Below are 25,941 nucleotides of genomic sequence, written 5' to 3'. Positions count from 1 at the left end.
CCCCGCGCCCCTGAAAGATTGCGCCGTTCCCCGCGCCCCTGAAAAGGACCCGGACCGAGCCCTTCGCCTGAAAGGCACACCGACGTGACCCTCACCCGCAGACAGGTCACCACCGTGGCGCTCGCCGCCGTTCCCCTCGCCGTCGCGGCGACGGGGCCCGCCGTCGCCGCCTCGCAGGGGCGGCCCCGTGAACGCACGCTCTACATCGCCGGTGATTCCACCGCCGCCCAGAAGTACGCCGACGCCGCGCCCGAGACCGGCTGGGGCATGGCGCTCCCGTTCTTCCTGCACGACCGGCCGGCCGTGTCCAACCATGCCGTGAACGGGCGCAGTTCGAAGAGCTTCATCGACGAGGGGCGTCTCGACGTCGTTCTCGCCGCTCTCCGGCCCGGCGACCTGCTGCTCGTCCAGTTCGGGCACAACGACTCCAAGATCGCCGATCCCACGCGGTACACCGAGCCGTGGACGACGTACCAGGACTGTCTCCGTCAGTACGTCGACGGGGCGCGGGCGCGCGGGGCGCGGCCCGTGCTCGCCACGTCGGTGGAGCGGCGGAAGTTCGACGCCGACGGGAATGCCGTGGGGACCCACGGCGACTATCCGCCCGCGGTGCGGGCTCTCGCCGAGGAGGAGGGGGTGGCGTTGCTCGACATCCAGGCCCTGTCGATCGCGTTGTGGCAGGAACTCGGTGTCGAGGAGACGAAGAAGTACTTCAACTGGACCGATGCCGAGCAGGACAACACGCATTTCAATCCGCCGGGGGCCATCGCGGTGGCCCGGATGGTGGCGGGGGAGTTGTTGCGGCGTCGGGTGGTCGGGCCGCGGGATGTTCGGCGGCTCGACGAAGTGATTCCTGAGTCGTGGATCAGGTGGCCCGAGTCGTAGTGCCGCCGCGTCGGGAAGGTCGTGCGTCCGTGCGGGTCCGTTGTGGCTGATCGCGCAGTTCCCCGCGCCCCTAGAAGCCAAAAGATTGCGCAGTTCCCCGCGCCCCCAAAAGCAGCAGTTGACCTGCTCACCGCTTGGAAGGAATCGCACCTATGCGTACTCGTATATGGCATGCCCATGTCAGGACATCCGTCGTTGGTTGCACCGTTCTCGTTCTTGGCCTCACCGGGGCCGTTGCCCAGGCTCAGCCCCATGTCCGTGATCTCGGGCGGGAGACCCTTGCCGTCGGTGACGGGTGGGGGTCGGAGGGGGCCGGTACCACGGGTGGTGCCGCCGCCACCGCCGGGCAGGTCCGCACCGTCGCCACCTGGGCCGAGTTCAAGGCCGCGTTGCAGGCCGGCGGCGACGCGCCGAAGATCATCAAGGTCAAGGGCGTCATCGATCCGGTCGCCGAGGGGTGTGCGTCCTTCGCGGCGCCGGGGTACGACTTCGACGCCTACCTGGAGAAGTACTCGCCGGAGAACTGGGGCCTGGACACGGACCTGTCCGGTGAGCCCGCCGACAGTCCCGAGGGGCTGCGTGCCGTCTCCGCCGCCAGTCAGGACAAGGCCATCAAGGTGGAGGTCCCCGCCAACACCACCATCGTCGGCGTCGGCAAGGGCGCCGGGATCAGAGGCGGCAGCCTGCAGATCAAGGGCGTCGACAACGTCATCCTGCGCAACCTCACCATCGAGGCCCCGCTGGACTGCTTCCCGCAGTGGGACCCGACCGACACGGACACCGGCGCCTGGAACTCCGAGTACGACGCGGTCGTGGTGTACGGCTCCACCCATGTGTGGGTCGACCACAACACCCTGACCGACGGCCGCTACCCGGACAGCACCCTGCCCACGTACTTCGGCCGGACCTACCAGCAGCACGACGGCCTGCTCGACATCGTGCGCGGCGCCAACCACGTGACGGTGTCCTGGAACTCGGTCGAGGACCACGACAAGACCATGTTGATCGGCAACAGCGACAGCGCCGGAGCGACCGACACCGGCAAGCTCAAGGTCACGCTCCACCACAACAGGTTCGAGGGCATCGTCGAGCGGGCGCCGCGGGTCCGCTTCGGGCAGGTCGACGCGTACAACAACCACTTCGTGGTGACCGAGGGACAGCCGTACGGCTACACGTTCGGCGTCGGCGCCTCCTCGCAGCTGTACGCGTCGGACAACGCGTTCTCGCTGCCGGCCGGTGTCAGCGCCGCCAAGACCCTGAAGAAGTGGAGCGAGGCACCGCTCACCGCGGAGAACAACTACGTCAACGGCAGGCGGACCGACCTCATCGCCGTCCACAACGCGGAGATCCCCGCGGAGACCCTCCAGTCGGGCGCGGGGTGGACGCCCACCCTGCGGACGAAGGTCGACCCCCCGCGTGCCGTGCCGGGCATCGTCGACGGCCGCGCGGGCGCCGGAAAGGTCCGCTGACCATGACCCTTCCGACAACGACCCTTCCGACAACGACCAGCAGGCGGTCCTTCGTGGTCGCGAGCATCGGGGCCGCGCTCGCACTCGGGGCAGGCGGCACCGCCCACGCGCGCGGGCGCTCCCCCTTCGGACGGTACGGTTCGCCGGCCGCCCGGCTCGACGGGCGGACCCTGTACGTCCACCCCGGCGGCCTCGGCGACCACACCACGATCCAGGCCGCCGTGAACGCCGTGAACGAGGGCGGATACAGCGGGTACACGCTGGTCATCGCCGCCGGCACCTACCGCGAGACGGTCGCCGTCGGCCCCGCCCTCACGGAGATGACCTGGCTCGGCGCCTCCGAGGACGCGCGTGACGTCGTGATCGTGTACGACAACGCCAACGGCACCCCGAAACCCGGTGGCGGCACCTACGGCACGACCGGCTCGGCCACCACGACCGTGCAGGCCGACGGGTTCACCGCCCGCGACCTCACCTTCTCCAACGACTGGCTGCGCGCCGACCACCCCGAGATCACCGGCACCCAGGCCGTCGCCCTCAAGGTGCAGGGCGACCGGTCGGCGTTCCTTCACTGCCGGTTCCTCGGCCACCAGGACACGCTGTACGCCGACTCCATGGCGCTCGGCGTCTTCGCCCGGCAGTACTTCGCGCACTGCTACGCCGAGGGGGACGTGGACTTCGTGTTCGGACGGGCCACCGCCGTGTTCGAGCACTGCCACTTCCGCACCCTGAACCGCACGGACCGCACCGCGGCCCCGTACGGCTTCGTCTTCGCCCCCTCGACCGCGGTCGCCAATCCGCGCGGATACCTGGTCACGGACAGCCGGGTGACGAGCGAGGCCCCGGACGCCTTCTACAAGGTGGCCCGGCCCTGGGTGCCGAGTTCCGACACCACCGCGCGGCCCATGCTGACCGTGCGCGAGACCCGCCTCGGTGCCGGGATCGACGCGGTGGAGCCGTACACCAACATGTCGGACACCTATCCGTGGCAGAGCCAGCGCTTCGCCGAGTACCGCAACAGCGGCCCGGGCGCCGAGATCACCGACCCCGCGAACCGGCCCCAACTGACCCGCGCCGAGGCCGCGGCGCACACCCGCAAGGCGTATCTCGGGGACTGGAGGCCGTATGAGCGGCGGATCTGAGCCGTCGCCCCCGGGACCTCCGAATCCCCCAGGCCTCCTGGACCGAAGGAGGTTCGTGGCGGGTGCGAGCGTGGGCGCGGGGGCGACGGTGGCGGCGCTGTTCGGCGCGGTGGGAGCCGGAGCGTCCACGGCCCATGCCGCCGCGCCCGCGGCGCAGACCACGGGCATCGTGGAGGGCAACCTCCCCGACTTCCACCCGCTCCTCAAGGAGGAGTTGCGCTTCCCGCTCGCCTGGGGCACCTCCCCGGTCCGGGACTTCCGCATGTGGCGGCGGACGGCGCGTTCGAAGGTCGAGGAGCACCTGTTCGTCGAGCGGGACAACACCCCGTACGACCCCTCGTACGACCGGGAGTCCGGTGATCGTCCCGAAGCCGGTGGATACACGCGCGAGTCGGTGACCCTCTCCCTCACCCGGTACGAGCGGGTTCGCGGCGCCCTGCTCACCCCGCACGGCACCGGCCCCTTCCCCGCCGTCCTCCTGCTCCACGACCACGGCGCCAAGTTCGACATAGGGAAGGAGAAACTGGTCCGGCCCCGGGACGACGACACGCGCCTGGCCTCCGCGCAGGCCTGGGCGGACCGCTACTTCAGCGGACGGTTCGTCGGTGACGAACTGGCCCGGCGCGGATACGTGGTCCTCGCCCTGGACGCGCTCGGCTGGGGAGACCGCGGGCCGGTCACCTACGAGCAACAGCAGGCCCTGGCAAGCAACTTCCTCAACCTGGGTTCGTCGCTCGCCGGACTCATGGCCCGCGAGGACGTGCGCGCCGCACGCTTCCTGGCCGGCCTCGACCGCGTGGACCGGCGCCGGGTCGCGGCCGTCGGATTCTCCCTGGGTGCCTTCCGCGCCTGGCAGACGGCCGCCCTCAGCGACGACATCGCGGCCGCGGCGAGTGTGTGCTGGATGGCCGGGCTGAAGGAGGTCATGGTGCCCGGCAACAACATCCTGCGCGGCCAGTCCTCCTACTGCATGCTCCACCCGGGGCTCGCCCGGCACCTCGACTTCCCCGACGTGGCGAGCATCGCCGCACCCAGGCCGATGCTGTTCTTCCACGGCGCCCAGGACTCGCTGTTCCCCGCGGAGGGGGTGCGGGTCGCGTACGACAAGCTGCGCGCCGTCTGGCGCTCACAGCACGCCGGGGACCACCTGCGCACCAAGGTCTGGCCCGAACTGGGCCACGTGTTCACCGCGCCCCAGCAGGACGAGGTCTTCGCCTGGCTCGACTCGGTCCTGTAACCGCCGCTCTCCCCACGCCGTGCCCTCCCCCACGTCCCCGCTCCCCACGTCACCACCCGCACCACGTCACCACCCACACCAATCTCCGCACCGTTCGACGAAAGGGCCCGCACCCATGTCCCGTCGCACCGCTCTGTCCTTGGGCGCAGTTCTCGCTCTCGGCGCCGGACTCGCCGTGATCCCCACCCAGGCACAGGCCGCCACCGTGGTCGTCAGCAACACCACCGACCTGTCCGACGCCATCAAGAACGCCGCCGCCGGCACGGTCATCCAGGTGCGCGCCGGCACCTACTACCCGACGGCGACCCTCCAGTCGACCGCCAACGGCACGTCGTCCAGCCGCGTACACCTCCAGCCCTACGGTTCCGAGACGGTGAAGATCGACGGCTCGAACCTCCCCGACGGCGACTGGATCTTCAAGCTCACCGCCGACTACTGGACTGTCTCGGGCATCACCTTCCAGAACTCGCCGGACAGCGCGGTCGTCTGCCAGTCGTGCGCCTCGACGGTCTGGGAGAACATCAAGACGATCAACGGCGGCGACTCCGGTTTCACGCTCACCGGTGACAGCACCACCAACAACACCGTCCGGAACATCGACTCCTACGGCAACTACGACGCCGCCACCCACGGGGAGAACGCGGACGGCGTCGCCATCAAGTTCGGCTCCGGCAGCGGCAACCTGGTCACCGGGGCCCGCCTCTACAACAACTCCGATGACGGGCTCGACTTCTGGTCGTTCTCGTCCCCGGTCACCATCGAGCACACCTGGGCGATGGGCAACGGCAAGAACCGCTGGTCCGACTCGGCGTTCGCGGGCGACGGCAACGGCTACAAACTCGGCGGCGACGGCGAGGTGGTGGCCCACGTCATCAACAACTCGGCGGCCTGGGACAACGCGGGCAACGGCTTCACCGAGAACAGCAACAAGGGCGCCATCGTCATCAACCGCACCACCGCCTACGCCAACGCCAAGTGGGGCTACTACTTCGCGACCGGCGCGGCCAGGCTCGGCAAGAACCTGGCCGTGAGCAACGGCTCAGGAACGGTCAGCAAGGGCAGTTCGGTCGTCTCGGCCGGCAACAACTGGGACTCCGGAATCTCGACGCCCGCGTTCCTCTCCACGAGCGCCACGACGACGTACAACGCCCGCCAGTCGAACGGCTCACTGCCCGTGACCACGTTCCTGACCACGGGAAGCACCACGATCGGCGCGACGATGGACTGACCGGGGACGCGAACGCGAACGCCCCCTGGAATCCGCCCCGGTCGTCACCGGCGAGGGGGCGTTCGTCCGGAGTCCAGCCGCCGCTGCAACTCCGCCATGCCCTTCGAGGTCTGGCTCTTCACGGTGCCGACCGAGACGCCGAGGGCGAGCGCGGTGTCCTTCTCCGAGAGGTCGAAGGCGTGGCGCAGAACCACGCACGCCCGCTTGCGGAACGGCAGTTCGCGCAGGGCCTCCTGGGCGTCCACCATGCCGGGCACGTCGGGGTTCTCGGTCCTGTCCTCGCCCTGCGACCAGCACAGCGTGATCCGTCTGCGTTCGCGCACCACGCTGCGAATCCGGCTGCGGGCCAGGTTGGCGACCACACCGCGCGCGTACGCCACCGGGTGGTCCGCCGCGCGCACCCGGTCCCAGCGGTGCCACAGTGCGAGCAGGGCGTCCGCCGCGAGGTCGTCGGCCGTGTCCGACTCGCCCGTCAACCGGTGGGCAAGGCGAGCCAGTTCGGCGTAGTGCCGCTCGAAGAAGTCGTGGAACTCCACGGCGGCGGAGGCCTCGTCGACGACCGTGCCCACGGGCGACCTCTCCCTGTCGATTCCTGTGCGGTGGCCGAACCTCATTCCGTAACACGATGAAAACCTGAAACGGGTTCCGCGTGGGCACAATCCAGCCAGCATCCGCACACCCGGCACGCAGGTGACGAGGAGTATCCGCCATGTCCGAAACGCAGAAGGTGGAGGACCGGCCCGGCGCCGGCCCGCCCCCGGCAAACAGCGCCGACCGGTTCTTCAAGATCTCCGCCCGGGGCTCCACCTTCGGCCGGGAAGTACGAGGCGGCTTCGCCACGTTCTTCACGATGGCCTACATCCTTGTCCTGAACCCCATCATCCTCAGCAGCGCCAAGGACAAGTTCGGCGAGCAGCTCGACAGCGTCCAACTGGTCACCGCCACCGCCCTGGTGGCCGCGGTGATGACGATCGTCATGGGTGTCGGCGGCAACCTCCCGCTCGCGCTCGCCGCCGGACTCGGCCTCAACGCGGTCGTCGCCTTCCAGATCGCCCCGCTGATGAGCTGGGACGACGCGATGGGCCTCATCGTCCTCGAAGGCCTGCTGATCTGCGTCCTGGTGGTGACAGGCCTGCGCGAGGCCGTCATGCGTGCGATCCCGCAGCCGCTCAAGCAGGCGATCAGCGTCGGCATCGGTCTGTTCATCGCGTTCATCGGCTTCGTCGACGCCGGCTTCGTCAGCCGCATACCGGACGCCGCCAACACCACCGTGCCGGTGCAGCTCGGCGGTACGGGCGCGCTGACCGGCTGGCCGATCCTGGTGTTCTGCCTCGGTGTGCTGCTGACCATCGGGCTGCTCGCCCGCAAGGTCAAGGGCGCGATCCTGATCAGCATCGTGGCCATGACGATCGTCGCGGTCGTCATCAACGAGATCGCGGACATCAAGAGCTGGGGCCTGACCACCCCGAAGGTGCCCGACGACGTGGTGGCCTCGCCCGACTTCGGACTGCTCGGCGACTTCAGCCTGTTCGGCGCGTTCGGCGAGGTCAGTGTGATCACCGTGGTGCTGCTGGTCTTCACGCTGATCCTGTCGGACTTCTTCGACACCATGGGCACCGTCGTGGGTGTCACCGCCGAGGCCGGGCTGCTGGACGCGGAGGGCAGGGTGCCCGGCCTGGGCCGCGTCCTGCTCATCGACGGCGCCGCGGCGGCCGTGGGCGGCGCCTCGTCCGCCTCCTCGGCCACCACGTACATCGAGTCGGCGGCCGGCGTCGGCGAGGGCGCCCGTACGGGCTTCGCGAACCTGGTCACGGGCGGGCTGTTCGCCTGCGCGCTCTTCCTGACCCCGCTGCTGACCATCGTCCCGATGCAGGCGGCCGCGCCGGCCCTCGTCGCGGTCGGCTTCCTGATGATGACCCAGGTCAAACACATCGACTGGGACAGGTACGAGATCGCCATCCCCGCGTTCCTGACGATCGCCGTGATGCCGTTCACCTACTCGATCACCAACGGCATCGGCGCGGGGTTCGTGTCCTACGTCGTCATCAAGACGGTCCTGGGAAGGGCGAGGCAGGTCCACTGGCTGCTGTGGGCAACGTCGGCGCTGTTCCTGATCTACTTCGCCATAGACCCGATCGAACAGCTCCTGAACGTGAAGTAGCCCCTTCCCCGCGCCGCCAACAGGGGCGCGGGGAACTGCGCGACCAGCCCCCACCGGCCGGCAGCGAGCCGACAACCTCAATCCTCCAGCGCGGCCCGCATCATCGCCGCCGCAACCGGCGCAGCCAACCCGTTCCCGCTCACTTCCGACCGCGCCGCATCCGACTGCTCCACCAGCACGGCCACAGCCACCTCCTTGCCCGAGGAGTCGTCCTTCGCATACGACGTGAACCAGGCGTACGGCGTCTTGCTGTTGTTCTCCCCGTGCTGGGCGGTACCGGTCTTGCCGCCCACGGTCGCCCCGGAGATCCGCGCGTTCGTCCCCGTGCCGTCCTCGACGACCGTCCGCATCGCCGACTGAAGCTGCTCGGCCGTGGACGAACTGACGATCTCCTTGCTCTCCGTCTCGTCGTCGTAGTCCTCCAGCGTGTTGCCGTCCGCGTCGCTGATCTTCGACACCATGTGCGGCGTAACCAGCTTCCCGCCGTTGGCTATGGCCGCCGACACCATGGCCATCTGCAACGGCGTCGCGGTCACGTCGAACTGCCCGATACCCGTCAGCGCCGTGGACGACTTGTCCATGTCCGACGGGTACACGCTGGTGTACGCCCGCACGGGCACGTCCTGCGACGTGTCGTTGAAGCCGAACTTTTCGGCCATCGCCTTCAGCTTGTCCTGGCCCAGGTCGACGGCCATCTTCCCGAAGACGTTGTTGCACGAGTACTGGAGCGCGACACGGATCGTCGCGTTCTCACAGGGCGCCGACTTGCTCTCGTTCGCCAGGGGCGTGGTCGTGCCCGGCAGCGTGTACGGGTTCTCGCTGTCCGTCTTCTCGTCCACCGACGAGTACAGCCCGTCCTCCAGCGCGGCGGCCGCGACGACGAGCTTGAACGTCGAGCCCGGCGGCAGCGGCTGCCGCAGCGCCCGGTTCGTCATCGGCTTGTCGGCGTCCTTGGTCAGCTTCTCCCAGGCTTCGGAGTCGCTCGTACTGATCGCCGAGGGGTCGTACGACGGGGTGGACACGACGCCGAGGATCTTGCCGGTCTCGGGGTCGAGCGCCACGGCCGCGCCCTTCTTGTCACCGAGCGCCTCGTAGGCCGCCTTCTGCACGGCCGGGTCGATGGTGGTGATCACATCGCCCGGGTCGGAGCGCTTGCCGGTGACCGTGTCCAGGGGGTTCTTCAGCCGGGTGTCCGTGCCGTCGAGCAGTTGCTGGTAGACGCCCTCCAGCTGAGTTGCCCCGTACACCTGCGAGCTGAACCCGGTGACGGCCGCGTAGAGGCTGCCGTCGGTGTACGTGCGCTTGTACTTGAGGTCGCCCCCCGTCGTCCGCGCGGAACCGGTGACCGTGTCGCCGCCCACGATGATGTTCCCGAGCGGGAGCGCGTACTGCTCGATCGCGTTCCGCCGGTTGTCCTTGTCCTCTGCGAGCGCCTGTCCCTCGTAGAACTGCACCCAGGTCGCTCGCACCAGCAGAGCGAGCACGAGCAGCAGAGTGAAGACGGAGGCGCGCCTGATCGTTTTGTTCATCCCGCTGGTGAGGACGAGTGGGAGGCGGCCGATCGTTCCCTCCGGCCCGGTTTCTCATGAACCGTTCATGAGGCCGTGCCCCGTAAGGGGCGCGGTGAACCGCGCGACCAGCCACGACGCACCCGTACGTCACTCCCGGAGCACAAGCACGACCTCGTCGATCTCGGCCCCCCGAGCGTTGGCGAACCCTCGCGCCCGCTCGGTCACCACGAACCCGCACTTCTCCAGCACCCGCAAAGAGCCCAGGTTGTCCGCCGCCGCCCGCCCGTACAACGGTCGCTCGGGCACGGCGACAAGCAGCGCCCGCAGCGCGGCCGTGGCGATCCCCCGCCCCCAGTACGTGCGATCGATCCAGTACGTCACCTCGCGCTCGCCAGGTTCCCCGTACACCGCCACGCTACCGACGACATCACCGTCGACGAGGACCGTGCGGTTCACGGCGGACGAGGCCCGGACCCGCTTCCAGTGGGCGTCGAAGGCGTCCCGGTCGGTCGGGTCCTTGTGCGTGAACGCGGCCATCCGCAGGGACTCGGGATCGTTCGTCTGCCGGAAGAACACCGGCAGATCACTGTCGTGGACGGCCCGGAGGGCGACCTCGATCCCGATATCGGGTGTGTCGGACACGTCAGAGCCTCCGCGTCGCGAGTGTCAGCCGGTCCCGCGCGTCGAACAGCGCGTCCTTCACCATCTGCTCGTGCGCGGGCGTCAGCCGGGCCACCGGCACCGAGCAGCTGATCGCGTCCCGCGCGGGCGTCCGGTAGGGGATCGCCACGCCGAAACAGCGCAGCCCCAGCGTGTTCTCCTCGCGGTCCACCGCGAACCCCTGCTCCCGGACCTGGTGCAGGTCCTCGATGAGCTTCTCCCGGTCGGTGATCGTGTGCTCGGTCAGCGCGGGCAGCGTCTCCGGCAGCAGCTTCCGTACCTGCTCGTCCGTGTGGGTCGCGAGGAGCGCCTTGCCGAGGGACGTGGAGTGGGCCGGCAGCCGGCGCCCCACACGCGTGAAGGGGCGCAGATAGTGCTGGGACTGGCGGGTCGCGAGGTAGACGACGTTCGTGCCGTCGAGGCGGGCCAGGTGGATCGTCTCCGTCGTGTCGTCGGAGAGCCGGTCCAGCGTGGGCCGTGCCGCGGCCACGACCTCGTCGCCGTCGATGTACGACGTGCCGACGAGCAGTGCCCGTACGCCGATGCCGTACCGCGTGCCCGTCGCGTCGGTCTCCACCCAGCCGAGTTCGACAAGCGTGCGCAGCAACATGTAAAGACTGGACTTGGGGTACCCGACGGCTTCCTGAACACCGGCCAGGGAGTGCATACCGGGGCGTCCGGCGAAGTACTCAAGCAATTCAACCGTCCGCACCGCGGACTTGACCTGCGCTCCGCCGCCCGTCTCGCCTGCCGACATCGGCCTTGACCCCCTAGTTCGCCGGGAAATAGTCTCGACAGCATATTCACCACCAGAGACAGCGTTCAGCATATCGAACGCCTTCGGTGAGTGGCACATGAACTGCGGCATTACATCTGGAGGGACCCGCGGTGGCAGCAGCACCAGTCTGGAGTGTCGACCCCCGAACCGGGAAGCAGCGCGAGCAGGTTGCGGTGGAAGCCACAGCCCAGGAGGTGGACGAGGCCGTCCGCGCCGCGCACGCCGCCCGGGGGGCTCTCGCCGACCGCACGGTCCGCGCGGCCTTCCTGCGCACCGCGGCCGACCAGCTCGAAGACGCCAAGGAACCCCTCGTGGAGGCGGCCGACGCGGAGACCGCGCTCGGCCCGGTCCGGCTCACCGGCGAACTCGCCCGTACCTGCTACCAGCTGCGGGCCTTCGCGGACATCGTCGACGAGGGCGAGTTCCTCGGCGTCGTGATCAACCACCCCGACGCCACGGCGACCCCGCCGATCCCGGACCTGCGCCGTTACAAGGTGCCGCTGGGCGTCGTCGCCGTCTACTCGGCCTCGAACTTCCCCTTCGCCTTCTCGGTGGCCGGCGGCGACACCGCCAGCGCGCTCGCCGCGGGCTGCCCGGTCGTCGTCAAGGCGCACCCCGACCACCCGGGCCTGTCCGAGCTGGTCGCCTCCGTCCTGCGTCGGGCCGCCGCCCTGCACGGCATCCCGGACGGCGTCCTCGGCCTGGTCCACGGCTTCGAGGCGGGCGTCGAGCTGGTCAAGCACCCGCTGGTCTCGGCCGCCGGTTTCACCGGCTCGGTACGCGGCGGACGCGCCCTCTTCGACGCGGCGGCGGCGCGGCCCGCGCCGATCCCGTTCCACGGCGAGCTGGGCTCGCTCAACCCGGTCGTGATCACCGAGGCCGCGGCGGCCGAGCGCGCAGAGGCGATCGGTACGGGGCTCGCGGGCTCCGTGACGCTGGGCGTCGGCCAGTTCTGTGTGAAGCCGGGCCTGGTGCTGGCGCCGGCCGGCGCGGCGGGGGACCGCCTGCTGAAGTCCCTGACGGACGCGGTGAGCGACACCGACGCGGGCGTCCTGCTCGACCACCGTATGCGCGACAACTTCGTCGCGGGGGTCGCCGAGCGCGCCGGGCTGCCCGACGTGGACGCCCCGGTGACGCCGGGAGCGGGCGGTGAGCACACGGTGAGCCCCGGGTTCCTGACGGTGCCTGCGGGGCGGCTGGCCACCGAGAGCGAGTACGACCTGCTGCTCGAAGAGTGCTTCGGTCCTGTGACCGTGGTCGCGCGCTACGCGGACGAGGCCGAGGCGAACGCGGTGCTCGCGCGGCTGCCGGGCAACCTCACCGCGACGGTCCACCTGTCGGCGGAGGAGGAGGCCGGCGGGGGGCGTGGCGCGGAGATCCTCGCCGAGCTCACGCCGCTCGCGGGGCGCGTGGTCGTGAACGCGTGGCCGACGGGGGTCGCCGTGGCGCCGGCCCAGCAGCACGGCGGGCCGTATCCCGCGACGACGTCCACGTCGACGTCCGTCGGCGGGACGGCCATCGAGCGGTGGCTGCGGCCGGTCGCGTACCAGAACGCGGCGGAGGGGTTGTTGCCGGCCGAGTTGCGGGACGGGAATCCGTTGGGGTTGCCTCGGCGGTATGACGGGCGCCTGGAGCGGTAGCGCTCCGCTTTTTGTGCGGTTGGGTCCGTGGCCGTCGGTTGTCGGCTGCGGGCCCGTTGTGGCTTGTCGCGCAGTTCCCCGCGCCCCTGAAGACAGAAGATCGCGTCGTTCCCCGCGCCCCTGACGGGGCTGGGATGATCCGGGTATGGATCTCGAACTTCCCGAACTTCCGTTTTCTCTTCGTAGTTATGGGCCCGACGGGCACTGGTCGTACGAGGGTGGGGTGCTCACCGGGTGGGCGGGGGCGCGGCAGGACCGGTTCGTGCCGCCCACAGATGAGGGGCTGGACCCCGCGTCCGACGCGCCCCGGCTGCTGGGGGCGCCCGAAGGGGACTTCCAGCTGATCGCTCGCGTCACGGTCGGCTTCTCCGGGGCCTTCGACGCGGGTGTGCTCTACATACACGTGGGCGAACGGGCCTGGGCGAAGCTCTGCCTCGAAAACTCCCCGGACGTGCCCACCGTCTGCACGGTCGTCACCAGAGGGCACTCGGACGACGCCAACTCCTTCACGGTCGACGGCAGCTCCGTCTGGCTCCGGATCAGCCGCACCGGCCGGGCCTTCGCCTTCCACGCCTCCAAGGACGGTGAGCGCTGGACCTTCGTCCGCCTCTTCACCCTGGCGGACGAGAAGGAGACCGGCGCGGCCCTGGTCGGCTTCATGACCCAGTCCCCGATGGGCGAGGGCTGCGTGGTCACGTACGACCACCTCGCGTTCCGCCCGGACTGGCCGGCGGACCTGCGGGACGGCTCCTGAACCTCGCGCACGGCGGCGCTCCAGCGGGGCGCCGCCACGGCCGTGGGCGGCTGTCGGCGTCGGGTCGCGGAGTCGCGGAAATTCTGATCTGATTTAATCAGGCGCTCATACTGTCTTTATTTATTGCAGCTTCCCATAAGCTTCTGCCCGCTTTCTTGGGCCTTAAACGCCACGATTTTTCGAACATCGGCCTCGTGCTACAAGCGGATCTCGTGGCGGTTTCGCCGCTGTGACGCAAACCACAGAGTGTCTGTTCTGTCCGGTATTTCCCGGACAAAGTGGCGGTTTCAACCAGGTCGACGAGGGGCCCGCGCCCGCGATGTAACACACGGTCCCTGTTTGCGTAACCCCATCCAGCGATGCGATTTCGACTTTTGCTGGGTAAATTTAATAGACATGACCGCCGCACAAGCAGACCTGCAAGCGGAATTCCTGGAAATGCCAGAAGGGCTGCGGATCGACCGTCCGCAGGTGGTGGACGGAGCCGCACTCTGGCGCATTGCCAAGGACTCCGGAACCCTCGACCTGAACTCCTCCTACAGCTACCTGCTGTGGTGCCGTGACTTCGCCGGCACCTCAGCGGTGGCGCGTACGGCCGACGGCGAGCCCGTCGGCTTCGTCACCGGTTACCTCCGGCCCGAGCGCCCCCAGGCGCTTCTCGTGTGGCAGGTGGCCGTCGACGCGGCACAGCGTGGACGTGGTCTCGCCGCGGCGCTCCTCGACGGGCTGACCCTCCGGGTCGCCGGCCAGAGCGAGCTGACCTCCGTGGAGACCACCATCACCCCGGGCAACACCGCATCCGAGCGGCTGTTCACTTCGTATGCCGCGCGCCACGGCGCGACCGTCGAGCGGGAGGTCCTGTTCGACACAGGGCACTTCCCCGACGGCCCGCACGACCCCGAAGTGCTGTACCGCATCGGTCCCCTGTCGCTCTGACCCCCCACGCCTGAGGAGTATCGCCGTGACCATCACCCAGCCCGACCTGAGCGTCTTCGAAACCCTGGAGTCGGAGGTGCGCAGCTACTGCCGCAGCTGGCCCACCGTCTTCGACCGCGCGCAGGGCAGCCGCATGTTCGACGAGGACGGCCATGAATACCTCGACTTCTTCGCGGGCGCCGGCTCACTCAACTACGGACACAACAACCCCGTACTGAAACGCGCCCTGATCGACTACCTGGAACGCGACGGCGTCACCCACGGTCTCGACATGTCGACGACCGCCAAGCGCAGCTTCCTGGAGTCGTTCCAGAACCTGGTGCTGCGCCCCCGCGACCTGCCGTACAAGGTCATGTTCCCCGGCCCGACGGGAACCAACGCCGTCGAGTCCGCGCTGAAGCTGGCCCGCAAGGTGAAGGGGAGGGAGTCCATCGTCTCCTTCACCAACGCCTTCCACGGCATGTCGCTCGGCTCGCTCGCCGTGACCGGCAACGCCTTCAAGCGGGCCGGCGCCGGTATCCCGCTCGTGCACGGCACGCCGATGCCCTTCGACAACTACTTCGACGGGCAGGTCCCGGACTTCCTCTGGTTCGAGCGGCTCCTGGAGGACCAGGGCTCAGGCCTCAACAAGCCCGCCGCCGTGATCGTCGAGACGGTGCAGGGCGAGGGCGGCATCAACGTCGCCCGTGCCGAGTGGCTGCGCGCCCTCGCCGGCCTGTGCGAGCGCCAGGACATGCTGCTGATCGTCGACGACATCCAGATGGGCTGCGGCCGCACGGGCGCCTTCTTCTCCTTCGAGGAGGCGGGGATCGTGCCCGACATCGTGACCGTCTCCAAGTCCATCAGCGGCTACGGGCTGCCCATGTCCCTGTGCCTGTTCAAGCCCGAGCTGGACATCTGGGAGCCGGGCGAGCACAACGGCACGTTCCGCGGAAACAACCCCGCCTTCGTGACGGCCGCCGCCGCCCTGGAGACGTACTGGTCCGACGGGCCCGCCATGGAGAAGCAGACCCGCGCCCGCGGCGAGCAGATCGAGCAGTCGCTGATCTCCGTCACCGAGGAGAACCTCGCCGACGTGAAGGAGTACCGCGGCCGCGGCCTGGTCTGGGGCATGGAGTTCCACGACAAGGCGCGCGCGGGCCGCGTGGCCCACCGGGCCTTCGAACTCGGCCTGCTGATCGAGACGTCGGGCCCGGAGGGCGAGGTCGTGAAACTCCTCCCGGCGCTCACCATCACGCCCGACGAGCTGGACGAGGGCCTTCGTACCCTCGCCCGGGCCGTCCGAGAGACGGCCTGAACCGCACCCCCCGCAGAGCAAGAACAGCCTGAAGGAGGCTTCGTAGCACCGTGATAGTCCGTTCGTTCAAGGAGATCGAAGGCACCGACCGACACGTGAAATCGGCGTCGGGCACCTGGGAGAGCAAGCGCATCGTCCTCGCCAAGGAGAAGGTCGGCTTCTCCGTGCACGAGACGATCCTGTACGCGGGCACGGAGACGTCGATGTGGTACGCCAACCACATCGAGGCCGTCGTCTGCGTGGCGGGTGAGGCCGAGCTCACCGACGACGAGACCGGCAAGAAGTACACGATCACGCCGGGAACCATGTACCTCCTCGACGGGCACGAGAGGCACCGGCTGCGGGTCAAGGAGGACTTCCGCTGCATCTGTGTCTTCAATCCGCCGGTGACCGGACGGGAGGACCACGACGAGAACGGCGTCTACCCCCTGCTGACCGAGCCCGAGGAGGTCTGAACCGATGACGACCGTCACCGACCTGTATCCCAGCCGCGGCGCCAGTGAGGTGTCCACGCCCCGACAGGACCCGGTTGTGTGGAGCGAGCCCGGTACGCCGGGCCCCATCCCGGGTGCCGACCTGCAGTCGTACGAGCGGGACGGCTTCCTCTCCGTCGGGCAGCTCATCGACGACGACGAGGTCGCCGTCTACCGGGCCGAGCTGGAGCGCCTGGTCACCGACCCGGCGGTCCGCGCCGACGAGCGCTCGATCGTCGAGCCGCAGTCGCAGGAGATCCGCTCGGTCTTCGAGGTCCACCGCACCAGCGAGGTCTTCGCCCGGCTGGTGCGCGACGAGCGTGTGGTGGGCCGCGCCCGGCAGATCCTCGGCTCCGACGTGTACGTGCACCAGTCACGGATCAACGTCAAGCCCGGTTTCGGCGCCAGCGGCTTCTACTGGCACTCGGACTTCGAGACCTGGCACGCCGAGGACGGCCTGCCGAACATGCGGACGGTGTCCGTCTCGATCGCGCTGACCGAGAACTTCGACACCAACGGCGGCCTCATGATCATGCCGGGGTCGCACCACACGTTCCTCGGCTGCTCGGGGGCCACGCCGAAGGACAACTACAAGAAGTCGCTGCAGATGCAGGACGCGGGCACGCCGTCCGACGAGGCGCTCACCAAGTTCGCGTCCCAGCACGGCATCAAGCTCTTCACCGGCCGGGCCGGCTCGGCGACCTGGTTCGACTGCAACTGCATGCACGGCTCGGGCGACAACATCACGCCGTTCCCGCGCTCGAACGTCTTCATCGTGTTCAACAGCGTGGAGAACGCGGCGGTGGAGCCGTTCGCGGCACCGGTGCGCCGGCCCGAGTTCATCGGGGCGAGAGACTTCACTCCGGTGAAGTGACGTCCGCCCGAAGGCGATCGGCCCGGCGCCCGACTCACGCGAGTCGGGCGCCGGGCCGAGTCCGATCCAACCGCCTTACAGCGCCGGGTAGTCCGTGTAGCCCTTCGCGTCCCCGCCGTAGAGCGTCGCCGCGTCGGCCTCGTTGAACGGACCGCCGGCCCTCAGCCGGGCGGGCAGGTCGGGATTGGCCAGGAACAGCCGGCCGAAGGCGACGAGATCGGCGGCGCCGTCCTCGATGAGCGCCAGGGACTCCGGCCCGGTCGGCCCCTCGGTCGCCGGGTTCAGGATGAAGGTGCCGCTGAACCGCTTGCGCAGCGCGAGCGTCAGCTCGCGGACCTCGCCCACCTCGGTGATGTGCAGATACGCGAGGCCCAGCGGCTCCAGCGCGGCCACGAGGGCGGTGTACGTCGGCTCCGGCTCGGGCTCCTGGATGTCGTTGAACGGGTTGCCGGGTGAGAGCCGGATCCCCGTACGACCGGCGCCGATCTCCGCGACGACGGCCTTGACGGTCTCTACTGCGAACCGGATGCGGTTCTCGACCGAGCCGCCCCACTCGTCGGTGCGGTGGTTGGAGCCCGGGGCGAGGAACTGGTGGATCAGGTAGCCGTTGGCGCCGTGCAGTTCGACCCCGTCGAAGCCCGCCTCGATCGCGCCCTTCGCGGCTGCCGCGAACTCGCCCACGGTGGCGCGGACCTCGTCGCCGGTCAGCTCGCGCGGGGTGATGTAGTCGAGGGGGCCCTCGTGGGTGTAGACCTGCCCCTGGGCCGGCACGGGCGACGCGCCGACGTTGACGAGCCCGTCGGGCAGCAGCGTCGGGTGACCGATCCGGCCCGCGTGCATGAGCTGCGCGAAGATCCGGCCGCCCGCGGCGTGCACGGCGTCGGTCACCTTCCGCCAGGCCGCGATCTGCTCGGCACTGTGCAGGCCCGGCGTGTCCGGATAGCCCTGGCCCACCGCGGACGGCTGGATGCCCTCGGTGACGATCAGGCCGGCGGACGCGCGCTGGGCGTAGTACTCGGCATTGAGATCGGTCGGCGCTCCGCCGTCGCCGGCCCGGCTGCGCGTCATCGGCGCCATCACGATGCGGTTCGTGAGCGGCGTGCCGGACAGGTTGATCGGGTCGTGTGCGGTGGTCACCATGGCTCCTCGGAGGGTATGTGTGGTCGGCCAACTACCCGAACGGGATGCCCCCGCGATTAATTCCTTGGTCGGCCAAAATGATGTGTCGCCTCCCGAGGTAATCTCGGTTGGGTGCTTGGCTGAGACGGACATGCGACGTGCGCGGGAACCGCGGGAGCAAGGAGTCGGGATGAGTGCCACCCACGAGGCCGAGGCCGCACAGGACGACCCCGCCTGTACCGCCCACCTGTCCTCCGCGGCGTGCGGCGGCCCGGTCAGTCATGCCATCTCCAGGGTGGCCCGGCTGCACCGCACCACGGCGGGCAGGCTGCTGCGCGGGGCCGGGCTCTACCCCGGTCAGGAGCTTGTGATGATGTTCCTGTGGGACGCGGGCGCGGTGCGTCAGGCGGAGCTGATCAAGGCGGTCGAGCTTGATCCGTCGACGGTCACGAAGATGCTCCAGCGCCTGGAACAGGCAGGACACGTACGCCGCCGCCCCGACCCGAGGGACGGCCGCGCTGTCCTCGTCGAGGCGACGGAGCAGAGCAGCGGGCTCCTCGACGACGTCACGCGCACCTGGGCCGGACTGGAGGAGCACACCCTCGCCGGGCTGAGCCCCGCCGAGCGCGCCCAGCTCATGCACCTCCTCGCGCGCGTCGAGGCGAACCTGTGCACGGACACGGCCGACTGCCCGGCCCCGCCGAGCACCGAGCCGAGCACCGACAGGGCCTAGAGCCAGGCCGGCGCCGCCGCCCGTTCGTGGGCCGCGCGGCAGTCAGCCGGACAGGACGTCCAGCAGGCGATCGACGTCAGCGGGCGTGTTGTACAGATGGAAGGCGGCCCGCAGATTGCCCGCGCGGTCGGAGACCTCGATGCCCGCCCGGCTCAGCTCCGGCTGCCGGTGACCGAGTCCGGGCACGGAGACGATGGCCGAGCCCGGCGCCGGGACCGGCTCCTGCCCCAGAGCGGCGAGGCCCGCCCGGAACCGGTCGGCGAGGCCCAGGTCGTGGGCGCGTACGGTGTCCACGCCCAGCTCCTCCATCAGTTCGAGGGAGTGGCGGGCACCGGCGTACGAGAAGAGGCTGGGGCTTTCGTCGAACCGCCGTGCGCTGTGGGCGAGTTCCTCGACCGGCCCGTAGCAGCTGTCCCAGGGGTTCTCTCCCGCGACCCAGCCCGCGAAGACCGGGTCGAGCCCTCCGAAGTCCTCCGGAACGACCAGGAAGGCCACGCCCCGCGGGCAGACCAGCCACTTGAAGGCCACGGAGGAGACGTAGTCGTACGCGTCCGCGTCGACCGCCAGCCATCCGGCGGCCTGCGACGCGTCGATGTACGTACGGGCGCCGTGTTCGCGCGCGGCCTCGCGCAGCGCCGGCAGGTCGGCGATCCGGCCGTCCGCGGACTGTGCCGCGCTCACCGCGACGAGCGCGGTGCCGGGGCGCACCGACTCGGCGATCCGCTCCAGCGGCACCGTACGCACCTTGAGGTCGCGGCGCACATGGAAGGGGTTCACCACGGAGGTGAAGTCGCCCTCGGCGGTGAGGACTTCGGCACCCGCGGGCAGCGAGGCGGCGATCAGTCCGGTGTAGACGGCGACCGAGGCCCCGGCCGCCACACGGCTGTCCGGGACCCCGAGGAGCCGGGCGAAGGCGGCGCGGGTGGCCTCCACGTCGGCGAACATGTCCTGCGGTTGTCCGGCAGCCACGGACTCGACGCCGGCCCGCACCGCGGCGACCGCGCGGGCCGGGAGCAGCCCGGTACTGGCGGTGTTCAGGTAGGTGTTCTTCGGGGCGAACTCGGCACGGACGAGGCTCTCGAAGGTCTCCATGGAAACCACTGTGCGGCCCCGGGGACCTGTCGTCCATTGCCGATTTTTACGTGGTTCCACTTAGGAACGCTTATAGGTCCGCCTCGACCTGCGCTTCAGTGCTGCTGGGGCACCGCGCAGCCGTCCGGACCGCACACCTCGCCCGCGACGTCGTCCTGCTGGATCAGCTTCAGCGGGGAGTGGCTCGCCCATGCCTGCTCCAGGGCCTGCGTGAAGACCTCGGCGGGCTGGGCGCCGGAGACGCCGTACTTGCGGTCCAGGACGAAGAACGGCACGCCGTTCGCACCCAGCTCGGCGGCCTCGCGCTCGTCGGCGCGGACGTCGTCGGCGTACGCGGCCGGGTCGGCGAGCACCTTGCGGACCTCGTCCTCGCCGAGCCCGGCGCCGGCCGCCAGTTCCACGAGCCGCTCGTCGTCGCCGAAGACGGAACGCTCCTCGGTGAAGTTCGCCTCGTAGAAGGCCTGCATCAGCTCGTCCTGGCGGCCCCGCTCCTTGGCGAGGTGCAGCAGCCGGTGCATGTCGAAGGTGTTGCCGGTGTCGCGGCCCTGGGCGCGGTAGGCCAGGCCCTCCGCGGCGGCCAGCGTGCCGAGGTTCTCCTCGCCGGCCTGAGCCTGCGCCTCGCTCATGCCGTACTTCTCGGTGAGCATCGGGATGACCGCCTGGATGTCGCCCTTCGCGCGACCGGGGTCGAGCTCGAAGGAACGGTGCACCACCTCGACGCCGTCGCGGTGCGGGAAGGCGTCGAGCGCCTTCTCGAAGCGGGCCTTGCCCACGTAGCACCAGGGGCAGGCGATGTCGCTCCAGATCTCGACGCGCATGTCTCCGACTCTTTCCCGCTCGAACGGACAGCGGGTGCGCCCCGCTGGATGCGTGAACGTTCAATGGCTGACGTTCATTCCCGGCTGCGGGCCCGGTGGGGGTTGCTCGCGCAGTTCCCCGCGCCCCTTAAAAAGCAGGGCTGCGCCCCAGCAAACCAAGGGGCGCGGGGAACTGCGCGCCGAGCCCCCACCGGGCCGCAGGTGGAACTCGGTGCTCAGGCCGGTGCTCAGGCGGCCAGCGCCGCGCCCAGCGCGGTGAGGCACCGCCCGACCACGGCCAAGCTCGCCGCAGACCCGTAGTGGTTGACCCGGATCATCTCCTTCGCCAGAACACCCCCGCCCGCAGCCAGCGGAAGCCCCGGTTCGGCGGCCAACGCCCTGGCCACCAGTTCACTGGCATCCACCCCGGCAGGGGCACGCAGCGTCGTGGCCACCGGCGCCGCCTCCGAGGCCTCGTACACATACGGCTCAAGACCCCCGCCCAGCGCAAGCACCCCCGCCCGGGTGGCGGCAGCGGCCGAGGCGTGGCGGGCCATCACCGTGGCCGGTCCCTCCGTCTCGATGCGGGCCAGACAGGCCTCAAGGGCCAGCATCTCCAGCTGGGCCGGGGCGTGCGGAAGGGCCGTACGGCCGGCGTCCACCCAGCGTTCCTTCCAGTCCAGGAGGGAGAGGTAGGAGCGGCGCGGCGCGTTCGGGTTCGCGGCCATCCGGGCCCAGGCCCGCTCGCTCACCGAGACCGCCGAGACCCCGGCGGGCCCGCCCATCGCCTTCTGCGCCCCGATCACGCACAGGTCCACGCCCCACGCGTCCGGCAGCACCGGCTCGGCGCCGACCGAGGCCACCGCGTCCAGGTAGAAGAGGGCGCCGTGCTCCCGTACGGCCTCACCGATCTCCGCGACCGGGTTGGTGTTCCCGGTGGCCGCCTCCGCGTGCACCAGGGAGACGAAGTCGATCTCCGGGTGCACGGCGAGGGCCGCGCGGATCTGCGCGGCCTTGACCGCCGTGTGGAAGGGCACGGCCAGGTCGTACACGGTCGCGCCGCAGTCCCTGAGCCAGTCGCCGAACGTCTGCCCGTACGGACCGGTGATCACGTTGAGCGCCGTCGTGCCGGGACCTGCGGTGCCACGGATGGCCCCTTCCAGGGGCAGCAGCGCCTCACCCTGCATGATCACGACGTCCTGCTCGGTGGAGAGCAGCCGCGCCACGCGGTCCTCGATCGACGCGAAGTGCGCGGCGCTCAGCGGCGCCAGGTCCAGGAAGGGGTGGGTCACGGCGTTGCTCTCTTCACTCACGGGGTAAACAGCAACGAGCGTAACCGGCGTCCCCGTGCTCGCCCCACCGGCGACATCTGAGGCCGGGCGCCACCACGGCCATGGGATTGTTTGAGAGCCTCAAACAGATCCTTATAATCAGAAGCCACAGTTTCCCCACAGGAGGACATCCCCGTGAAGAAGGTCTTCGGGCGCCGGACCCGCATTCTCGCCGCCACCACCGCGACGGCCGGGCTGCTGCTCGTAGCCGGCTGCTCCTCGGACGACGACGGGGGCAAGAAGACCACCGCGAACGGGGTCGAACTCGTCAAGGGCGGACAGCTCACCACCTGCACGCACCTGCCGTACCCGCCGTTCCAGTCGGAGATCGACGGCAAGGTCCAGGGCTTCGACGTGTCGCTGGTCGACCTGGTCGCCAAGGACCTGGGCGTGAAGCAGGTGGTCCTCGACCAGCCCTTCGAGAACTTCAAGACCGGCGGATCCCTCAACTCCGGCCAGTGCGACCTCGCCGCGGCCGGCATGACGATCACCGACGAACGCAAGAAGAACGTCGACTTCTCCGACCCGTACTTCGAGGCCACCCAGGCCGTCCTGGCCGACAAGAAGAGCGGCATCTCCTCCCTCGCGGGCCTCAAGGGCAAGAAGGTCGGCGCGCAGGCGCAGACCACCGGCGAGGAGTTCGCGCAGAGCAAGGGCCTGAACCCGGTCTCCTTCGAGTCCTCGGACGCGCTCCTCAACGGCCTGCGCACCGGCCAGGTCAAGGCCGTCGTCATCGACTACCCGGTCGTCCAGGGCTGGCTGAAGAACAAGGCCAACGCCGACGCCTTCCAGGTCGCCGACAACATCAACACCGGTGAGGAGTACGGCTTCACGCTGAAGAAGGGCAACACCAAGCTCCTCGAAGCCGTCAACAAGGCGCTGGCGGACGCGAAGGCCGACGGCACGTACAAGAAGCTGTACGAGAAGTGGATCGGCCCGTACGACGAGGACGCCGCCTCCGCTTCGCCGTCCGCCACCTCATGAGTGAGGCCGGCACCCGGGTCCCGCCCCGCAGAAGCGGTCTGACCAGGCGGCAGAAGCGGGCCGTGTCGCGCGGCGTCCAGTACGCGGTGTTCGTCGCCGCGCTGGTCGCCCTCGGTCTCACGGCCGACTGGGACCAGCTGCGGAACCAGTTCGCGCAGGTCGACCTGGCCGAGCGGATGTTCCCGGACATCATCACGCTGGCGCTGAAGAACACCGTCCTCTACACGATGTCCGGCTTCGTCTTCGGCCTCGCCCTCGGCGTGGTCGTCGCCCTGATGCGGCTCTCGTCGGTCGGCCCGTACCGCTGGCTGGCCGGCATCTACATCGAGATCTTCCGCGGGCTGCCCGCCCTGCTGATCTTCATTTTCGTGGGCGTCGCCGTGCCGTTGGCGTTCCCCGGCACGGAGATCCCCGGCGGCACGTACGGAAAGGTCGCGCTCGCGCTCGGCCTGGTGGCCGCCGCGTACATGGCGGAGACGATCCGCGCGGGCATCCAGGCCGTGCCCAAGGGGCAGATGGAGGCGGCCCGTTCGCTGGGCTTCTCGCACGCCCGCGCCATGGTCTCCATCATCATTCCGCAGGCGTTCCGCATCGTGATCCCGCCGCTCACCAACGAGTTGGTGCTCCTCTTCAAGGACTCCTCGCTGGTGCTGTTCCTCGGGGTCACCCTTGAGGAGCGGGAACTGTCCAAGTTCGGCCGCGACCTGGCCAGCGAGACCGCCAACTCGACGCCGATCCTGGTGGCGGGCCTGTGCTATCTGCTGGTCACGATCCCGCTCGGGTTCGTCGTACGCCGCCTTGAGGCGAAGGCCGGGGAGGCCACCAAGTGAGCATCGAGAAGAAGAACGGTACCGGTACCGGCGGAAGCGGCACGCCGGAGATCCAGGTCCGCGGGCTGCACAAGTCGTTCGGCGACAACGAGGTGCTGCGCGGCATCGACCTGGAGGTCGGTTCCGGCGAGGTCGTGTGCGTCATCGGCCCCTCGGGGTCCGGCAAGTCGACGCTGCTGCGCTGCGTGAACCTCCTCGAAGAGCCCACGAAGGGCCAGGTCTTCGTCGACGGCATCGAGATCACCGACCCGGACGTCGACATCGATGCCGTACGCCGCCGGATCGGCATGGTCTTCCAGCAGTTCAACCTCTTCCCGCATCTGACGGTGACCGACAACCTGACGTTGCCGCAGCGCCGGGTGCTGGGCCGCGACAAGGAGGCGGCCGGGAAGGTCGCCGCCGAGAACCTCCGGCGCGTCGGCCTCTCCGAGAAGGCGACGGCCTACCCCGCCTCCCTCTCCGGCGGTCAGCAGCAGCGCGTCGCCATCGCCCGCGCGCTCGCCATGGGCCCCGAGGTGATGCTCTTCGACGAGCCCACCTCGGCGCTCGACCCGGAACTGGTCGGGGACGTCCTCGCCGTGATGCGCATGCTCGCCGACGAGGGCATGACCATGATGGTCGTCACCCACGAGATGTCCTTCGCCAGGGAGGTCGCCGACCGCGTCGTCTTCATGGACGGCGGAGTGATCGTCGAGGAGGGCACACCGGCCCAGGTCATCGGCAACCCGAGCCACGACCGCACCCGCCACTTCCTCTCCCGCCTGCTGGACCCGGCGATGGCGGAGGTGGAGGAGGACCGCACCCCGTAGGGGTACAGCACCCCGTAGGGGTACGGGAGCCGCGCGACTAGGGTGCCGTACATGAGCGATCAGCCGGTGCTGCACGTAAAAGGCCGCGTACTCGTCGCCCCCGACGACGCCCGGGACGAACTCTGGGTCGTCGGCGGCACCATCACCTACGAGCGCCCGCGGGGCCCGGGTGCCCGGGACATCCGCACCGTCGAGGGCTGGGTCCTGCCCGGACTGGTCGACGCCCACTGCCACGTGGGCCTCGGCACCCACGGCCCGGTCCCCGCAGACGTCGCGGAGAAGCAGGCCCTGTCCGAGCGCGAGGCAGGCGCCCTCCTCCTGCGCGACGCCGGCTCCCCCTCCGACACCCGCTGGATCGACGACCGCGACGACCTGCCGAAGATCATCAGGGCGGGCCGCCACATCGCCCGTACCCGCCGCTACATCCGGAACTTCGCCCACGAGATCGAGCCCGCCGACCTCGTCGCTCACGTGGCCGAAGAAGCCCGGCGCGGCGACGGCTGGGTCAAGCTGGTGGGCGACTGGATCGACCGCGGAACGGGCGACCTCGGCGCCTGCTGGCCGCGCGACGCCGTCGAGGCGGCGATCGCCGAGGCACACCGGCTGGGCGCCCGCGTCACCGCGCACTGCTTCGCGGAGGACTCGCTGCGGGATCTCGTCGAGGCGGGCATCGACTGCGTCGAGCACGCCACCGGACTGACCGAGGACACGATCCCGCTCTTCGCGGAGCGCGGTGTCGCGATCGTCCCGACCCTCGTCAACATCGCGACGTTCCCGCAGCTCGCGGCCGGGGGTGACGACAAGTTCCCCCGGTGGTCGGCGCACATGCGGCGGCTGTACGAGCGGCGCTACGACACCGTGCGCGCCGCGTACGACGCCGGAATCCCGGTGTTCGTCGGCACCGACGCGGGCGGCTCGCTTCCGCACGGGCTGGTGGCGGGGGAGGTCGCGGAGCTGGTGACCGCGGGCATTCCGCCCGTCGAGGCGCTGTCGGCCACCACCTGGGGTGCCCGGGCGTGGCTGGGGCGGCCCGGGCTGGAGGAGGGGGCGCCGGCCGATCTCGTCGTGTACGACGGGGACCCGCGGGCGGACGTCCGGGTACTGGCGGCGCCGCGGCGGGTGGTGTTGGACGGGCGGATGGTCGGTTAGTGGGCCGCCGCGGCGCCGCCAGTACCCGGACGTCCGCCCGCGGGTCCCCGTC

At 69.8% G+C, this 25,941-nt stretch carries 25 protein-coding genes; 17 read left to right on the top strand and 8 right to left on the bottom strand.

All coding sequences use genetic code 11. From position 1 onward, the window contains the following. The first annotated feature begins 84 nt into the window (after window positions 1-84). From AOK01_RS13215 to AOK01_RS13195, 5 genes are all read left to right on the top strand, one after another. Complete coding sequence (locus AOK01_RS13215; protein ID WP_055511183.1) at window positions 85-885, top strand: rhamnogalacturonan acetylesterase; 801 nt, start codon at window positions 85-87, stop codon at window positions 883-885. 152 nt (window positions 886-1,037) lie between these two features. After that, window positions 1,038-2,354, top strand: coding sequence for a pectate lyase family protein (locus AOK01_RS13210; RefSeq protein WP_055511182.1), 1,317 nt, complete (start codon window positions 1,038-1,040; stop codon window positions 2,352-2,354). 2 nt (window positions 2,355-2,356) lie between these two features. After that, a complete protein-coding gene (locus AOK01_RS13205; RefSeq protein WP_055511181.1) occupies window positions 2,357-3,496 on the top strand; it encodes a pectinesterase family protein in 1,140 nt (379 codons plus the stop codon). Then, complete coding sequence (locus AOK01_RS13200) at window positions 3,480-4,733, top strand: dienelactone hydrolase family protein (protein WP_079103386.1); 1,254 nt, start codon at window positions 3,480-3,482, stop codon at window positions 4,731-4,733. Before AOK01_RS13205 ends, AOK01_RS13200 begins: the two co-directional genes overlap by 17 nt. 115 nt (window positions 4,734-4,848) lie before the next feature. After that, window positions 4,849-5,961: a right-handed parallel beta-helix repeat-containing protein gene (locus AOK01_RS13195; RefSeq protein WP_055511179.1), complete on the top strand. Its 1,113-nt coding sequence runs from the start codon at window positions 4,849-4,851 to the stop codon at window positions 5,959-5,961. 44 nt (window positions 5,962-6,005) lie between these two features. On the opposite strand, the gene AOK01_RS13190 is transcribed toward AOK01_RS13195, so the two are convergent. Beyond that, window positions 6,006-6,530: a SigE family RNA polymerase sigma factor gene (locus AOK01_RS13190; RefSeq protein ID WP_055511178.1), complete on the bottom strand. Its 525-nt coding sequence runs from the start codon at window positions 6,528-6,530 to the stop codon at window positions 6,006-6,008. Between the two features lie 140 nt (window positions 6,531-6,670). Between AOK01_RS13190 and AOK01_RS13185 the strand changes: the two genes are divergently transcribed. Continuing rightward, window positions 6,671-8,122 carry an NCS2 family permease gene (locus AOK01_RS13185; RefSeq protein WP_055511177.1) on the top strand — a complete coding sequence of 484 codons (1,452 nt, stop codon included), beginning with the start codon at window positions 6,671-6,673 and terminating at the stop codon, window positions 8,120-8,122. 77 nt (window positions 8,123-8,199) lie between these two features. Here AOK01_RS13185 and AOK01_RS13180 read toward each other — a convergent pair whose 3' ends face one another. The 3 genes from AOK01_RS13180 to AOK01_RS13170 all read right to left on the bottom strand — a co-directional run bounded on the left by AOK01_RS13180 (window position 8,200) and on the right by AOK01_RS13170 (window position 11,050). After that, window positions 8,200-9,651, bottom strand: a complete 1,452-nt coding sequence (locus tag AOK01_RS13180) for a peptidoglycan D,D-transpeptidase FtsI family protein (RefSeq protein ID WP_055511176.1) — start codon at window positions 9,649-9,651, stop codon at window positions 8,200-8,202. 129 nt (window positions 9,652-9,780) lie between these two features. Next, window positions 9,781-10,251: a GNAT family N-acetyltransferase gene (locus AOK01_RS13175; protein WP_055511210.1), complete on the bottom strand. Its 471-nt coding sequence runs from the start codon at window positions 10,249-10,251 to the stop codon at window positions 9,781-9,783. 25 nt (window positions 10,252-10,276) lie between these two features. After that, a complete protein-coding gene (locus tag AOK01_RS13170; RefSeq protein WP_055511175.1) occupies window positions 10,277-11,050 on the bottom strand; it encodes an IclR family transcriptional regulator in 774 nt (257 codons plus the stop codon). 131 nt (window positions 11,051-11,181) lie between these two features. On the opposite strand from AOK01_RS13170, the gene AOK01_RS13165 reads away from it, so the two are divergent. The 6 genes from AOK01_RS13165 to thpD all read left to right on the top strand — a co-directional run bounded on the left by AOK01_RS13165 (window position 11,182) and on the right by thpD (window position 17,045). After that, on the top strand, window positions 11,182-12,711 hold the full coding sequence (locus tag AOK01_RS13165) for an aldehyde dehydrogenase (NADP(+)) (protein ID WP_079103385.1): 1,530 nt from the start codon (window positions 11,182-11,184) through the stop codon (window positions 12,709-12,711). A gap of 145 nt (window positions 12,712-12,856) precedes the next feature. Further along, window positions 12,857-13,465, top strand: a complete 609-nt coding sequence (locus tag AOK01_RS13160) for a DUF1349 domain-containing protein (RefSeq protein WP_055511173.1) — start codon at window positions 12,857-12,859, stop codon at window positions 13,463-13,465. A gap of 396 nt (window positions 13,466-13,861) precedes the next feature. Next, window positions 13,862-14,401, top strand: coding sequence for a diaminobutyrate acetyltransferase (gene ectA / locus AOK01_RS13155; protein ID WP_055511172.1), 540 nt, complete (start codon window positions 13,862-13,864; stop codon window positions 14,399-14,401). A 25-nt stretch (window positions 14,402-14,426) separates the two neighbouring features. Beyond that, window positions 14,427-15,698 (top strand): diaminobutyrate--2-oxoglutarate transaminase, encoded by a 1,272-nt coding sequence (gene ectB, locus AOK01_RS13150; protein WP_055511171.1) that lies wholly within the window; start codon window positions 14,427-14,429, stop codon window positions 15,696-15,698. Window positions 15,699-15,748: 50 nt separating this feature from the next. Beyond that, complete coding sequence (locus AOK01_RS13145) at window positions 15,749-16,153, top strand: ectoine synthase (protein ID WP_055511170.1); 405 nt, start codon at window positions 15,749-15,751, stop codon at window positions 16,151-16,153. A 4-nt stretch (window positions 16,154-16,157) separates the two neighbouring features. Further along, on the top strand, window positions 16,158-17,045 hold the full coding sequence (gene thpD, locus AOK01_RS13140; protein WP_055511169.1) for an ectoine hydroxylase: 888 nt from the start codon (window positions 16,158-16,160) through the stop codon (window positions 17,043-17,045). Window positions 17,046-17,120: 75 nt separating this feature from the next. Here thpD and AOK01_RS13135 read toward each other — a convergent pair whose 3' ends face one another. After that, window positions 17,121-18,182 (bottom strand): alkene reductase, encoded by a 1,062-nt coding sequence (locus AOK01_RS13135; RefSeq protein WP_055511209.1) that lies wholly within the window; start codon window positions 18,180-18,182, stop codon window positions 17,121-17,123. A 172-nt stretch (window positions 18,183-18,354) separates the two neighbouring features. Here AOK01_RS13135 and AOK01_RS13130 point away from each other — a divergent pair, with 172 nt between their 5' ends. Continuing rightward, window positions 18,355-18,897 (top strand): MarR family winged helix-turn-helix transcriptional regulator, encoded by a 543-nt coding sequence (locus tag AOK01_RS13130; protein ID WP_055511168.1) that lies wholly within the window; start codon window positions 18,355-18,357, stop codon window positions 18,895-18,897. A gap of 42 nt (window positions 18,898-18,939) precedes the next feature. Here the strand turns inward: AOK01_RS13130 and AOK01_RS13125 are convergent, their stop codons facing one another. The 3 genes from AOK01_RS13125 to AOK01_RS13115 form a co-directional block, all read right to left on the bottom strand. Next, a complete protein-coding gene (locus AOK01_RS13125) occupies window positions 18,940-19,989 on the bottom strand; it encodes an aminotransferase class V-fold PLP-dependent enzyme (RefSeq protein WP_055511167.1) in 1,050 nt (349 codons plus the stop codon). 95 nt (window positions 19,990-20,084) lie between these two features. Further along, window positions 20,085-20,807 (bottom strand): DsbA family oxidoreductase, encoded by a 723-nt coding sequence (locus AOK01_RS13120; protein ID WP_055511166.1) that lies wholly within the window; start codon window positions 20,805-20,807, stop codon window positions 20,085-20,087. Between the two features lie 227 nt (window positions 20,808-21,034). Then, entirely contained in the window at window positions 21,035-22,078 is a 1,044-nt protein-coding gene (locus AOK01_RS13115; protein WP_055511165.1) for a pyridoxal-phosphate-dependent aminotransferase family protein, read from the bottom strand. Between the two features lie 174 nt (window positions 22,079-22,252). On the opposite strand from AOK01_RS13115, the gene AOK01_RS13110 reads away from it, so the two are divergent. The 4 genes from AOK01_RS13110 to AOK01_RS13095 are packed head-to-tail and all read left to right on the top strand — an operon-like array spanning window position 22,253 to window position 25,889. Continuing rightward, window positions 22,253-23,101 (top strand): transporter substrate-binding domain-containing protein, encoded by an 849-nt coding sequence (locus AOK01_RS13110; RefSeq protein WP_055511164.1) that lies wholly within the window; start codon window positions 22,253-22,255, stop codon window positions 23,099-23,101. Then, window positions 23,098-23,931, top strand: a complete 834-nt coding sequence (locus AOK01_RS13105) for an amino acid ABC transporter permease (protein ID WP_055511163.1) — start codon at window positions 23,098-23,100, stop codon at window positions 23,929-23,931. Before AOK01_RS13110 ends, AOK01_RS13105 begins: the two co-directional genes overlap by 4 nt. Then, window positions 23,928-24,740 carry an amino acid ABC transporter ATP-binding protein gene (locus AOK01_RS13100; protein ID WP_281181347.1) on the top strand — a complete coding sequence of 271 codons (813 nt, stop codon included), beginning with the start codon at window positions 23,928-23,930 and terminating at the stop codon, window positions 24,738-24,740. Before AOK01_RS13105 ends, AOK01_RS13100 begins: the two co-directional genes overlap by 4 nt. Before the next feature lie 51 nt (window positions 24,741-24,791). Further along, the gene (locus AOK01_RS13095) at window positions 24,792-25,889 is read left to right on the top strand and encodes an amidohydrolase family protein (protein ID WP_055511207.1); all 1,098 of its coding nucleotides are present in this window, start codon (window positions 24,792-24,794) and stop codon (window positions 25,887-25,889) included. Window positions 25,890-25,941: the final 52 nt, after the last annotated feature.

The organism is Streptomyces aurantiacus (genome assembly GCF_001418335.1).
Taxonomy (GTDB): domain Bacteria; phylum Actinomycetota; class Actinomycetes; order Streptomycetales; family Streptomycetaceae; genus Streptomyces; species Streptomyces aurantiacus.
This window is presented reverse-complemented; position numbering and strand designations above follow the sequence as displayed.

Bases quoted from the DNA above. Each gene is read 5' to 3' on its own strand.
- AOK01_RS13210 (WP_055511182.1), top strand. From the start codon at position 1,038: ATGCGTACTCGTATATGGCATGCCCATGTCAGGACATCCGTCGTTGGT.
- AOK01_RS13205 (WP_055511181.1), top strand. From the start codon at position 2,357: ATGACCCTTCCGACAACGACCCTTCCGACAACGACCAGCAGGCGGTCC.
- AOK01_RS13200 (WP_079103386.1), top strand. From the start codon at position 3,480: ATGAGCGGCGGATCTGAGCCGTCGCCCCCGGGACCTCCGAATCCCCCA.
- AOK01_RS13195 (WP_055511179.1), top strand. From the start codon at position 4,849: ATGTCCCGTCGCACCGCTCTGTCCTTGGGCGCAGTTCTCGCTCTCGGC.
- AOK01_RS13185 (WP_055511177.1), top strand. From the start codon at position 6,671: ATGTCCGAAACGCAGAAGGTGGAGGACCGGCCCGGCGCCGGCCCGCCC.
- AOK01_RS13180 (WP_055511176.1), bottom strand. From the start codon at position 9,651: ATGAACAAAACGATCAGGCGCGCCTCCGTCTTCACTCTGCTGCTCGTG.
- AOK01_RS13170 (WP_055511175.1), bottom strand. From the start codon at position 11,050: ATGTCGGCAGGCGAGACGGGCGGCGGAGCGCAGGTCAAGTCCGCGGTG.
- AOK01_RS13160 (WP_055511173.1), top strand. From the start codon at position 12,857: ATGGATCTCGAACTTCCCGAACTTCCGTTTTCTCTTCGTAGTTATGGG.
- ectA (WP_055511172.1), top strand. From the start codon at position 13,862: ATGACCGCCGCACAAGCAGACCTGCAAGCGGAATTCCTGGAAATGCCA.
- thpD (WP_055511169.1), top strand. From the start codon at position 16,158: ATGACGACCGTCACCGACCTGTATCCCAGCCGCGGCGCCAGTGAGGTG.
- AOK01_RS13130 (WP_055511168.1), top strand. From the start codon at position 18,355: ATGAGTGCCACCCACGAGGCCGAGGCCGCACAGGACGACCCCGCCTGT.
- AOK01_RS13125 (WP_055511167.1), bottom strand. From the start codon at position 19,989: ATGGAGACCTTCGAGAGCCTCGTCCGTGCCGAGTTCGCCCCGAAGAAC.
- AOK01_RS13120 (WP_055511166.1), bottom strand. From the start codon at position 20,807: ATGCGCGTCGAGATCTGGAGCGACATCGCCTGCCCCTGGTGCTACGTG.
- AOK01_RS13105 (WP_055511163.1), top strand. From the start codon at position 23,098: ATGAGTGAGGCCGGCACCCGGGTCCCGCCCCGCAGAAGCGGTCTGACC.
- AOK01_RS13095 (WP_055511207.1), top strand. From the start codon at position 24,792: ATGAGCGATCAGCCGGTGCTGCACGTAAAAGGCCGCGTACTCGTCGCC.